Source organism: Agrobacterium sp. 20P9.1.2 (genome assembly GCF_057799395.1).
In genome coordinates this window covers 58497-70558 of sequence record NZ_JBYOKI010000001.1, presented here as the reverse complement: position 1 = coordinate 70558, position 12062 = coordinate 58497, and the positions used below count along the sequence as shown (strand labels likewise).

Annotated in this window: 12 protein-coding genes; 5 read left to right on the top strand and 7 right to left on the bottom strand. The window is 58.5% G+C overall.

Annotation, left to right across the window (positions count from 1 at the left end; translation table 11 throughout):
- Positions 1-73 precede the first annotated feature (73 nt).
- The 3 genes from recF to AC27VJ_RS00280 are packed head-to-tail and all read left to right on the top strand — an operon-like array spanning position 74 to position 2470.
- Positions 74-1198 (top strand): DNA replication/repair protein RecF, encoded by a 1125-nt coding sequence (gene recF / locus AC27VJ_RS00290; protein ID WP_488682369.1) that lies wholly within the window; start codon positions 74-76, stop codon positions 1196-1198.
- Positions 1199-1238: 40 nt separating this feature from the next.
- Positions 1239-2000 carry a molybdopterin-synthase adenylyltransferase MoeB gene (locus AC27VJ_RS00285; RefSeq protein ID WP_488682368.1) on the top strand — a complete coding sequence of 254 codons (762 nt, stop codon included), beginning with the start codon at positions 1239-1241 and terminating at the stop codon, positions 1998-2000.
- Positions 1997-2470: a GNAT family N-acetyltransferase gene (locus AC27VJ_RS00280; protein ID WP_488682367.1), complete on the top strand. Its 474-nt coding sequence runs from the start codon at positions 1997-1999 to the stop codon at positions 2468-2470. Before AC27VJ_RS00285 ends, AC27VJ_RS00280 begins: the two co-directional genes overlap by 4 nt.
- A 6-nt stretch (positions 2471-2476) precedes the next feature.
- On the opposite strand, the gene AC27VJ_RS00275 is transcribed toward AC27VJ_RS00280, so the two are convergent.
- Positions 2477-3481 carry a 2-hydroxyacid dehydrogenase gene (locus AC27VJ_RS00275; protein WP_113087277.1) on the bottom strand — a complete coding sequence of 335 codons (1005 nt, stop codon included), beginning with the start codon at positions 3479-3481 and terminating at the stop codon, positions 2477-2479.
- A gap of 184 nt (positions 3482-3665) precedes the next feature.
- Between AC27VJ_RS00275 and AC27VJ_RS00270 the strand changes: the two genes are divergently transcribed.
- The gene (locus AC27VJ_RS00270) at positions 3666-4202 is read left to right on the top strand and encodes an SH3 domain-containing protein (protein ID WP_113087330.1); all 537 of its coding nucleotides are present in this window, start codon (positions 3666-3668) and stop codon (positions 4200-4202) included.
- A gap of 9 nt (positions 4203-4211) precedes the next feature.
- Here the strand turns inward: AC27VJ_RS00270 and AC27VJ_RS00265 are convergent, their stop codons facing one another.
- Positions 4212-5204, bottom strand: a complete 993-nt coding sequence (locus AC27VJ_RS00265) for an adenosine kinase (RefSeq protein WP_488682366.1) — start codon at positions 5202-5204, stop codon at positions 4212-4214.
- A 315-nt stretch (positions 5205-5519) separates the two neighbouring features.
- On the opposite strand from AC27VJ_RS00265, the gene AC27VJ_RS00260 reads away from it, so the two are divergent.
- Entirely contained in the window at positions 5520-6464 is a 945-nt protein-coding gene (locus AC27VJ_RS00260; protein WP_488682364.1) for an AEC family transporter, read from the top strand.
- A gap of 58 nt (positions 6465-6522) precedes the next feature.
- Here the strand turns inward: AC27VJ_RS00260 and AC27VJ_RS00255 are convergent, their stop codons facing one another.
- The 5 genes from AC27VJ_RS00255 to rbfA form a co-directional block, all read right to left on the bottom strand.
- Entirely contained in the window at positions 6523-7542 is a 1020-nt protein-coding gene (locus AC27VJ_RS00255; RefSeq protein WP_488682363.1) for a class I SAM-dependent methyltransferase, read from the bottom strand.
- A gap of 173 nt (positions 7543-7715) precedes the next feature.
- Entirely contained in the window at positions 7716-9857 is a 2142-nt protein-coding gene (gene pnp / locus AC27VJ_RS00250; RefSeq protein WP_488682362.1) for a polyribonucleotide nucleotidyltransferase, read from the bottom strand.
- Between the two features lie 302 nt (positions 9858-10159).
- Positions 10160-10429 (bottom strand): 30S ribosomal protein S15, encoded by a 270-nt coding sequence (rpsO, locus tag AC27VJ_RS00245; protein WP_113087282.1) that lies wholly within the window; start codon positions 10427-10429, stop codon positions 10160-10162.
- 205 nt (positions 10430-10634) lie between these two features.
- On the bottom strand, positions 10635-11582 hold the full coding sequence (gene truB / locus AC27VJ_RS00240; protein WP_488682361.1) for a tRNA pseudouridine(55) synthase TruB: 948 nt from the start codon (positions 11580-11582) through the stop codon (positions 10635-10637).
- 3 nt (positions 11583-11585) lie between these two features.
- Positions 11586-12002 (bottom strand): 30S ribosome-binding factor RbfA, encoded by a 417-nt coding sequence (gene rbfA, locus AC27VJ_RS00235; protein ID WP_488682360.1) that lies wholly within the window; start codon positions 12000-12002, stop codon positions 11586-11588.
- Positions 12003-12062 lie beyond the last annotated feature (60 nt).

Sequence of the window (12062 nt, the reverse complement as noted above, 5' to 3'; positions counted from 1 at the left end):
TTTGTCTGAAAATCCATTCCGATTTTCGGTCGCATGTTGTAGGTCATGATCCCATGACGATTCTGGATGCGGCATGACTGCCAAGGTTTTCCTTTCCCGGCTGAAACTGAGCGAGTTTCGCAATTATGCGGAGGTTGCCCTGCGCCTCGATGCGCGGCATGTTGTGCTGACGGGCGACAATGGATCTGGCAAGACCAATCTGCTGGAAGCCATCTCATTTCTGTCGCCGGGACGCGGATTGCGACGTGCCACGCTTTCCGATGTGACGCGCGTTGGCGCGGAGAGTGTTGGCTTTTCCATTTTTGCCGAGGTCAACGGCATGGATGGCGAGGTTGCCATCGGCACCGGTGTCGAGGGTGAAGGCGAAGCGCTGTCGCGCCGCCTGCGGCTGAATGGCACCTCGGTCAAATCCGTCGATGAGCTGACTGACCATCTTCGCGTTTTGTGGCTGACACCGGCCATGGACGGCCTGTTTACCGGCTCCTCATCCGACCGCCGCCGGTTTCTCGACCGGCTGGTCCTGTCGCTGGACCCCAGCCATGGACGCCGCGCAAGCGACTTCGAAAAAGCAATGCGCGGGCGCAATCGTCTTCTGTCGGATGGCCGCTTCGATCCGATCTGGCTGGAGGGTATCGAAAAGCAGATGGCGGAACTGGGGATTTCCATGGCGGTGGCGCGTCATGAAATGCTGGGGCTCCTGAAAGCGCTGATCGACAGCCGCAGCAATGATGCGAATTTCCCGACCGCTTCGCTGACGCTCTCGGGGTTCATGGATGGTGAGTTTCACCGTCCGGCGGTCGATCTGGAAGACGAATATCTCGCTACTTTGAAGGACAATCGCTACCGCGATGCTGCCGCCGGGCGCACACTGGATGGCCCGCACCGCGCCGATCTCTTCGTGCGCCATGCGGAAAAGGACATGGATGCGGGCCGCTGCTCGACGGGGGAGCAGAAGGCGCTGCTTGTCGGGCTTGTTCTGGCCCATGCGCAGTTAACGGCCAATATGACGGGCTATGCACCGGTTCTGCTGCTGGATGAAATCGCCGCTCATCTGGATGAGGGCAGACGCGCCGCTTTGTTCGATCTCATTCACGGGCTGGGAGGCCAGAGCTTCATGACCGGGACGGATGCCTCCATGTTTGCAGGTCTGGGTGACCGGGCGCAGTTTTTCAATGTTTCCCATGGAAGCGTCGGGTGATAGTGCTTAAATCCCGTTGATCATGACTGGAGAGGCGACTTTGGACCCCCTGAGTTCCGAGGAAATCGAACGTTACAAGCGCCATATTCTGCTGCCAGAAATCGGCGGTTTGGGCCAGCAGCGCCTGAAGGCAGCCAAGGTGCTTGTCATTGGCGCGGGTGGCCTTGGTGCGCCGGTGCTCTATTATCTGGCGGCGGCGGGCGTTGGCACGCTTGGCATGATCGATGACGATGTGGTTTCGCTATCCAACCTCCAGCGACAGGTCATCCATGACACCGGCACCATCGGGGAGCAGAAAACCGAGAGCGCGCGCCGCGCCATTGCGCGGCTGAACCCACATGTGCGGACGCTGCATTTCGAAGAACGCTTTTCCATCGTCTGGGCGCATGACCACCTCAAGGGTTTCGATCTGGTCATCGATGGCTCCGACAATTTCGACACGCGTTATGCGGCAGCCGATGCGGCGGAAACGGCAAAGGTGCCGCTGGTGACGGGGGCTGTGGGCCGGTTCGATGGTTCCGTGACCGTGTTGAAACCCTACGAGGCCGGGCCGGATGGCGCGCTGCTGCCGGGCTACCGCGACCTTTTCCCCGCGCCGCCGCCGGAGGGTGTCGTTCCATCCTGTGCAGAAACCGGCATTATCGGGGCACTGACGGGCGTCATCGGCACGATCATGGCAATGGAGGCGATCAAGCTGATCACCCAGACTGGTGAACCATTGATTGGACGCTTGCTCTTATACGATGCGCTGGCGGCGCGTTTCGACACGGTTCGCTACAAGCGCAGACAGGAGCGGTCATGATCGAGATCGTCAGACTAGATGCACGCTTCGAGCGGTTCGAGGAACTGCTGGCACTGATCCTGTCATCCTTTGCCTATATGGACGGCGTCATCGATCCGCCATCTTCCGCGCACAGGCTGACCCTGGATACTCTGGCGCAGAAAGCCAAAGACGAAATCGCCTTTGTCGCGCTGGATGGCCATGCGCTGATGGGATGTATTTTCTGCAAGCCGGAAGCGGCAAGCCTCTATGTCGGCAAGCTGGCCGTTTCGCCTTCGGCGCAGGGCAAGGGTGTGGGTTCGGCACTGTTGCGCATAGCGGAAGAGACCGCCCATGGCCTTGGGCTGCCAGCGCTTCGGCTCGAAACACGAATCGAGCTTGTGGGAAATCACCAGCGTTTCTCATCCTGGGGTTTTGCCAAGACTGCTGAAAACTCCCATCCGGGCTATAGCCGCACGACATCCATCGAGATGACCAAGCACCTCGATTAAGCTGGCTCAATTGCGACCCGGCAAGACCCTGTTGGGCGGGCGGTGGCCATCGTAGAAGGCGCGGATGTTGATGATGACCTTGTCACCCATGTCGATCCGGCCTTCGATGGTTGCCGAGCTCATGTGCGGCAGGAGAACGACCTTGCCCTCTTTGGCGAGTTTGATGAGCTTGGGATTGACGACCGGTTCGTTTTCGAAAACATCCAGACCCGCGCCGGCAATCTTGCCATCGATCAGGCAACGGATCAGCGCCGCTTCATCGATGATATCGCCGCGAGCCGTGTTGACGATGTAGCTCGTCGGCTGCATCAGCGCCAGGTGACGGGCAGAAATCAGGTGATAGGTAGCTGGTGTCGAGGGGCAATTGACCGAGACGATATCGACGCGGGCCAGCATCTGGTCGAGGCTGTCCCAATAGGTCGCCTCCAGCTCTGCTTCGGTGGCCGGATTGACGCGTTTACGGTTGTGATAATGGATCGACAGGCCAAAGGCCTTGGCGCGGCGTGCGACCGCCGTGCCGATGCGGCCCATGCCGACGATGCCGATGCGCTTGCCGGAAAGACGCCGCCCCAGCATCCATGTGGGAGACCAGCCCAGCCATTCATCCGAACCGTTGGCGAGAACGCGTGTCCCCTCCACCAGACGGCGTGGGACGGCGAGAACAAGTGCCATGGTCATATCGGCGCTGTCTTCGGTCAGCACATTGGGCGTGTTGGTAACGGTAATGCCCTTGCGGGCGGCGGCATCCACATCGATATGGTCGATGCCGTTGGAAAAACCGGCAATCAGCTTCAGTTGCGGGCCTGCCTGCTCGATCATTTCAGCGGTGATGCGGTCCGTGACGGTGGGCACCAGCACGTCGACTTTTTGCATGGCCGCAATCAGCTCGGCCTTGGAACGGGGAGCATCTTCAATGTTCAGTTCCGCGTCGAACAGCTCTCGCATGCGGGTTTCGACCAAATCCGGCAATTTGCGTGTCAAATAGACGGTCGGTCTCTTCTTATTCGTCATTGTCCGATGGCACCTTGTTCAGAGGTCGTTAACCAAAAAGAGCGATAATTTCCTTCACCACGGGCGTTTCTACCAGACCCACGGGCGAAGACAAACAAATCTCGCATGTTGCCGTCCTCGACTTCGGAAATGGTGGGCCCGATCGTCATCTCAATTGCTAAACCGCAAGGAAACGGAAACCGGCATGCGTAGCATTGTTTCTATTGTCTGCATTGCATTGTCGCTGGGTTTTCTCGACGCCGCAAGCGCCCCTGCGTTTGCGCAGGGCGCCGCCAAGGGCGCAAGCGGCCTGCCGCTACCGCGCTTCGTCAGCCTCAAATCACGGCGCGTCAACATGCGTATCGGGCCAAGCACGGATTATGCCGTGTCCTGGATGTATATGAAGTCAGGCATGCCTGTCGAAATCATTCAGGAATATGAAAACTGGCGGCGCATTCGCGATGCCGATGGCACCGAAGGCTGGGTCAACCAGGCGCTGCTGTCTGGCGAGCGCACCGCCGTCGCGGCCCCATGGATGCGCGGCAAGGGCAAGGACGTTTACGTCAACATGCGCCGCGAAGCGCAATCGGGCGCATCTGTCGTTGCCAAGCTGGAGCCGGGCGTTCAGATCAGAATCGGTGAGTGCAATGGCGACTGGTGCAAGGCCCAGGCCGATCAGGTGACCGGCTGGGTTTCTCAAGGGGAAATCTGGGGTGCCTATCCCGGCGAAGCCTTTAAATAAGCCAAGCCTTCAAACAAGACCGTGCTTTTCCGCCAGCGCCTTCAGCGATGACATAGGACGCGGGCCGACCTGCTGGATGACGGCAGCGGCGGCCAAACAGCCGAGCTTGCCGCTGTCTTCCAGCGAACGACCCTGCGTGTAGCCATAAAGGAAGCCGGAGGCGAAGAGATCGCCAGCACCCGTCGTGTCCACCACGTCGAAAACCGGGTAGGCTTCGACCTTCACACGCTCTGCGCCGCGAACGATGGTTGCACCCTCTTCGCTCATGGTGACAGCCGCGATCTTGCAATCGGCAGCGATCTTCGTCAGTGCCCGATCGAAGTCATCGGTTTCGTAAAGCGAGAGCGCTTCCTGCTTGTTGGCGAAAACGATATCGACGGTGCCGGAGCGCATCAGCTCCAGAAACTCATCGCGGTAACGACCGACGCAGAAGCTGTCCGACAATGTCATCGAGACTTCGCGACCGTTTTCATGGGCGATGCGGGCGCAATCGCGGATCGCATCCTTGGCACGTGGCGGATCCCACAGATAACCTTCGAAATAGGTGACCTTGGATTCTGCAACCACCGCCGGTTCGACATCCTCAGGGCCAAGATCGACGCAGGCACCGAGATAGGTGTTCATTGAACGCTCTCCGTCTTCCGTGACGAAAATCATCGAGCGTGCCGTCGGCGGAAATGTGCCTTCCGGCTTGGTTTCGAAATGAACGCCCTGCGCACGGATATCGTGCTGGAAAATCTCGCCGAGCTGATCTTCGGCCACCTTGCCGAAATAGGCTGCGCGGCCACCGAAATTGGCAATGCCCGCTGCCGTATTGCCAGCGCTGCCGCCGGAGGCTTCCAGAGCCGGGCCCATGAGGGAATAGAGCAGTTCGGCGCGTTCCGCGTCGATCAGGTTCATCGCACCCTTGGTGATGGCGTTCTCGTTGAGAAAGCGATCATCGCAACGGGAGATGATGTCCACGATGGCATTGCCAACGGTCAATACGTCGAATTTTGTCATGAGCCTCTTGTCCGAACCGCATCGACGGATGCGTTATCCGGAACTCGGTCTTAAAGATTTCTGCGGACAAGAAAAGCTAAAACCGCGTGCTGGTTGCAACAGAACCTCGATGCCACAAAAAAAGATCGCGTCATGTGTCTGTCATGCAGCGTTGGTATAGAATGCGCATTGCGTCATCACGGATGTACTGGTGGGGCAAGCGGATGAAAGCGGGGGTGACCTCGCTTTTTTCTTTTGTGAGCGCGGTTGGCGTTGTTCGGTCCCGATAGATGCGTTAGACCGAAAGCGTCTCAGGCCCGCGAAAGTCTCTCTGCAATGTATGCTGTCGCCGTTAATGTCGCGCCGATCTTCCTTCTCATCCTCATTGGCTGGCTGACCGTCAAAGCAAAGCTTTTCAAAGCGGAAGCGGGCGATGTGCTGAGCGACTTCGTCTTCAAGATCGCCGTGCCGACGCTGATTTTCCGCACGCTGGCCGCAGCGGATTTCCATGGCGCATCGCCGTTTAAGCTGTGGCTGACCTATTTCACCGGCGTGGCCATTACCTGGGCGGCGGGGCAGATGATGACCCGCCATATCTTCAAACAGGATCTGCGCGTCAGCGTCATCGCTGGCATTTCATCCGCCTTTGCCAACAACATTTTCATCGGCCTGCCCTTGGTGGGACGCTCTGTCGGCAGCGACGGGATCGTCGCGATCTCCATTCTTCTCGTCGTCCATCTACCGATCATGATGATTGCCGGTACGATTCTGATGGAGAACGCCACCCACAAGGTGACGGGCGGCGAAAAGCGCAGCGCGCTTGCGGTCCTGAAACAGGTTGGCCGCAATCTGGCGCAGAACCCGCTGGTGATCGCGCTCGTTCTGGGACTTGGCTTCAATATGATTGGCTTACCGATGCCGGTGGTGATGATGACGGTGATCGAACAGGTGGCCAGCATGGCAGGCCCGGCAGCGCTGATTTCTTTGGGCATGGCGCTGACGAAATATCCCATTCGCGGCAATCTGCGCATTGCCGTAACGATGACGGCCTTCAAGCTGATCCTGATGCCAGCCTGCGTGTGGTTGATGGCCCATGCGCTGGGCTTGAGCCCTGCTTGGACGGCAGCACTGGTTCTGACATCCTGCGTTCCAACAGGGATCAATTCCTGGCTACTGGCCAACCGCTTCGGCATTGGCCACAGCATTGCCGCCTCCACAATCAGCATTTCCACCCTGTTTGGCGTGCTGAGCGTATCACTCTGGGCCTGGCTGCTGAGCTAGAGCGTTTCCTTGTTAAATGGAAACGCTCCAAGCAGCCGAGGCCAGCGTCCGTTTCTGATTACTTCTGCGCGCTCAGAACCTTGAAGCGCGAGTTGCGGCAGACTTCCTCGCTCTTGCGGAACTCTGTCGAGAGGATCGTTTCGTATGGCAGGCCGCGATTGGCGACCATCAGCAACTTGCCGCCGCTGCGCAGCGCCGTTGCTGCGGTCTTGATCAGTGCCTGACCCAGCGCCGGTTCGGCTGCCTGTCCGCCCGCATGGAAAGGCGGGTTCATGATGATGAGGTCGTATTTTTCCTTCGGCGGCTCTGCAGCCAGATCCTGCCAGAAGAAGCGCGTTGTCAGGCGCGGGCAGTTTTCCAGAAGATTGGTCTTGGCAAATTCCAGCGCGTTCCAATCTGCCTCGAACAGGTCGATGCGAGCCGTGCGCGAAGACTTCTCAGCGAGCATGACGGAGAGATAACCCCAGCCAGCGCCGAAATCCGCAGCATTGCCATCGAAATCCGTCGGCAGGCGCGATGCCAGAAGCTCGGAACCGCCATCGATGCGATCATGCGAAAACATGCCGGGCATGGCGGTAAAGCGGCGGTCGATGGTGACGGCGTCCTGCTTCAGCTTGGAAACGGTGGTCGAGACATCTTCGGGACGTCCGAACCAGATGGCGACGCCGTGATATTTCGGTGTCGATTCGGCTTCGATGCCGAGCTTCGACAGGGTCTTGCGGAGCGTGACGATGCCGTCTTCCTTGGAGCCAGCAGCAACGATCAGACCGCCAGCCTTGACGCGGGTCAGGGCTTCGGCAAGACGGTTTTCGTTTTCGCCGCGATGCTTGCCGCACAGGATGAAGGCCGCATCATAATCCTCGCCGGAAATGTCAGGCGTGACCTGCGAGCCCTGTGCCTGCAGCGCGCGGTAGAGCGGGCGCAGGTTCTGGACTGCGATGATCTCGGCATCGAAACCATCCAGACGCGGCGCGCCTGCTTCCGCACCCAGAAACAAAACACGCTCGCCTGCTTTGGGCGCAGCCAGCATATCTGCGGCAAAGGGATGAAACAGGGTTTTGACAGCGTCACGGCTCATCGGAGCATCCTTAAGAGCATTTCCGGCACACGTTCGAAGCGGCTTTGCGTGCGGACAATGCGTTAGAACAATGGAGCGTTTTCGCGCTTTCTGGAAAGCGAAGACGCCCTAACAATAGAAAAAAGGCGCGGGTAAAAATCCCGCGCCTCGAAACGGTCAAGCGCTAGCCCGCCTTATTCGGCAGCTTCGCCTTCGCTCTTCTTGTCGGCAGCGACTTCCTTGCCGGTTGTCTGGTCGACAACCTTCATGGACAGGCGAACCTTGCCGCGCTCATCGAAGCCCATCAGCTTTACCCAAACCTTGTCGCCTTCCTTGACGACGTCGGAGGTCTTGGCAACGCGTTCGGAAGCCAGCTGCGAGATGTGAACGAGGCCGTCACGGGCGCCGAAGAAGTTGACGAATGCGCCGAAGTCAGCCGTCTTGACGACGGTGCCTTCGTAGATCTGGCCGACTTCCGGCTCTGCAACGATGGAGTGGATCCACTTGCGAGCGGCTTCGATTTCCTTGCCCGAGGACGAGGCGATCTTGACGGTGCCGTCATCTTCGATGTTGATCTTCGCGCCTGTCTTTTCAACGATTTCGCGGATGACCTTGCCGCCGGAGCCGATGACTTCACGGATCTTGTCCACCGGAATGTTCATGACTTCGATGCGCGGTGCGAATTCGCCGAGCTGGCCACGGCTTTCGGTGATGGCATTGGCCATTTCACCGAGGATGTGCTTGCGACCGCCCTGAGCCTGCTCCAGCGCAACCTTCATGATCTCTTCGGTGATACCGGCGATCTTGATGTCCATCTGCAGCGAGGTGATGCCGTCTGCCGTACCGGCAACCTTGAAGTCCATGTCGCCGAGGTGATCTTCATCACCCAGAATGTCCGACAGAACTGCAAAGCGTTCGCCTTCGAGGATGAGGCCCATGGCGATACCGGCAACCGGCTTAGCCAGCGGAACGCCTGCATCCATCAGTGCGAGCGATGTGCCGCAGACGGTTGCCATCGAGGACGAACCGTTGGACTCGGTGATCTCGGAAACGACGCGCAGCGTGTAAGGGAACTGCTCAGGTGTTGGCAGCATCGGGCGGATTGCGCGCCATGCCAGCTTGCCGTGACCGATTTCGCGACGGCCTGGGGAGCCCATGCGGCCTGTTTCACCAACCGAGTAGGGAGGGAAGTTGTAATGCAGAAGGAAGCGTTCCTTGTACATGCCCGTCAGGCTATCAACATACTGCTCGTCTTCGCCGGTGCCAAGTGTGGCAACAACGATGGCTTGGGTTTCGCCGCGTGTGAACAGCGCCGAACCGTGGGTGCGTGGCAGAAGGCCGACTTCAGAGATGATCGGACGAACGGTGGACAGGTCGCGACCGTCGATGCGGCTCTTGGTGTCCAGAATGTTCCAGCGAACGATCTTTGCCTGAAGGTGCTTGAAGGTCGCGCCGATTTCTTCAGGCGTGTACTTGGCTTCGCCGTCTTCCGGCAGGAAGTGCGCCTTGACCTTGGCCTTGACGGCGTCAACCGCGTTGTAGCGGGCAGCCTTTTCAGTGATCTTGTAAGCGTCGCGCAGTTCAGCTTCGGCAAGGCCGAGCATTTCAGCTTCGAGAGCGGAGAAATCTTCCGGTTCGAATTCGCGTGGCTCCTTGGCGGCAACTTCAGCGAGCTTGATGATCGCATCAATGACCGGCTGGAAACCGCGGTGACCGAACATGACGGCACCAAGCATGATCTCTTCGTTGAGTTCCTTGGCTTCGGACTCAACCATCAAAACGGCGTCCTGCGTACCAGCAACGACGAGGTCTAGAACCGATTCGTCCATCTCGTCGAGATGCGGGTTGAGAACATATTCGCCGTTGATGTAGCCGACGCGTGCGCCACCGACCGGGCCCATGAAAGGAACGCCAGACAGTGTGAGCGCTGCGGAAGCAGCAACCATAGACAGAACGTCGGGGTTGTTTTCCAGATCGTGCTGAATGACGGTAACAACGACCTGCGTGTCGTTCTTGTAGCCTTCTGGGAAGAGCGGGCGGATCGGGCGGTCGATCAGACGCGAAACCAGCGTTTCGTTTTCAGAAGGACGACCTTCGCGCTTGAAATAGCCACCTGGAATTTTACCGGCAGCGTAGGTCTTTTCCTGGTAGTTGACGGTCAGCGGGAAAAAGTCTTGACCGGGCTTTGGAGACTTTGCGGAAACGACGGTCGCGAGAACCATGGTTTCGCCATAGGTGGCGATGACGGCGCCGTCTGCCTGACGGGCAACCTTGCCGGTCTCAAGCTTGAGCGGGCGGCCTGCCCATTCGATTTCCACGGAGTGTTGATTGAACATATCTTGTCCTTAAATGTAGCCGCGGTTCACACGAGGGGAAAACACACGGGCTTCAACGTATCACGGGCAAGACAGCAGGGCGCTTTGCGACATGTTTCCGTTGGAAACACGGCAACGCCCCAAGGCGTTGCAAAAGCATCCGGCAATCCTGCCCCATGACAGGTCATCGGTTGTATCAGACGGCACCGGCCCATCCGGCCCGTCTCTTCCAAATTGCGCGTATCAGGCGCAAACATCAGTGTTTCAGCACAATGCCGAAAGAAAAACCGGCGAGAATCCTATCGAACCCCGCCGGAAGTTTTTTAGCGACGCACGCCGAGGCTGGTGATCAGCTTGGTGTAACGGCCTTCGTCCTTCTTCTTGAGATAATCAAGAAGCGAACGGCGGCTGGAAACCATGGTCAGAAGGCCACGACGGGAGTGGTTGTCCTTCTTGTGACCCTTGAAGTGTTCGGTCAGATTGTTGATCCGCTCGGTCAGAATGGCAACCTGAACTTCCGGCGAACCGGTGTCGCCTTCGACGGTTGCGTATTCCTTGATGAGGGCGGCTTTGCGCTCTGCAGTGATCGACATCGTGTGATCCTTTCTATTTTAAGGAAAATCGGGACGCCAAGCGCCGGGATGTCGTCCAGCACTGGCCATTCAATAGCGCGGGCTCTGCCCAAGCTGCCGCTGCCTATAAACCAATTGGTCCATAAAGGAAAGAGGCGATTGGAGCCGCCTCTTTGGTCGATCCGGCAACAGATGACCGGAAACATTGCTGTTTCCGTGCCTGCTCTTAACCAAAAACACGCTTGGGGCGGAATTCACCCTCGGCGATCTCGCCAATGGCAATCAGCTTGCCGCGTGCCGTGGCATAGGCTTCCATTTCCTGCGTCGGCGCATCGCGTCCGCGCAGCAGGATCGGGTTGCCCATCTTCAGCCGGTGGGCCTGATCGTCATTGATTATGAGGTGCGGCAGCGACGACAGCGCTTCAGACGTATCGATCAGATAGGCATCGAGTGCCGCCAGCCGCTCATCGCGATCTTCGATGGCTTCGAACTCCACCAGCTTTGCAAGTGGCACCATGGCGTCTTCCGCAAAGGGCGCGACCATGGAGCGGCGAAGTTCCGAGATGAAACCGTAGCAGCCGAGATCGCGGCCCATATCGCGGGCAAGCGCACGGACATAGGTGCCTTTGCCGCATTCCACTTCGAAATGCGCGGTATCGGCATCCGGGCAGGCGATGAGAGTGATGCGATGGATTTCCACTTCGCGAGCGGGAATTTCCACGGCCTCGCCACCGCGGGCGATATCGTAAGCGCGCTCACCGGCAATCTTGATGGCCGAAAACTGCGGCGGGATCTGCATGATCGTGCCGGTATAATTGGGCAAGAGATCGCGGATGGCCTGCTCGCTTGGGCGCTCAGTGGACGTGTTGAGAACCTCGCCTTCCATATCGTCGGTGGTGCGCTCTTCACCCCAGGTGACGGTGAATTCGTAAATCTTGCGCCCGTCCATCACGTAAGGAACGGTCTTGGTGGCATCGCCCAACGCAATCGGCAGCATGCCGGAGGCCAGCGGATCAAGCGTACCGGCGTGACCGGCCTTCTGGGCGTTGAAGAGCCATTTGATCTTCGACACGGCTTCCGTGGAGCCGAAATCGAAGGGCTTATCGAGAATGAGCCAGCCGGAAATCGGCCGGCCCTTGGGCTTACGGTTCTGCTGTTTGCGTGGTTTGGACATGCTTCAGTTCTGTTCGTCGTCTTTTTCGTTTGAAGGTCCCAGATCGCGCTGCACCTCCGGCGAACGCAGCAGCGCGTCGATCTTCTTGTAATTGTCGAAGCTCGTATCGTCGCGGAAGCGCAGTTCCGGCACGTATTTCATCTGCCGCAAATGCGGACCCAGACGCCGGCGCAGATATTTCGCGTGGCGGTTCAGGGCCGCAATCGTGTCGGTGTGATCGGAAACGCCAAGCGGCGTTACATAGGCGGTTGCGATCTTCAGGTCAGGCGACATGCGGACTTCCGAGATGGAAATCACCGTCTTTTCGATCAGATCGTCACGGACTTCTCCGCGTTGCAGAATTTGGGTCACCGCGGCGCGTACCTGTTCGCCAACGCGCAGCATGCGTTGGGAGGGCGCGGATGATGTTGCTTTTACCATTTTGTCTTTGCCTCAAACGGAGCGAGCGCCGGTTAAGCCGGCGCCCGACAGTTTTATTCT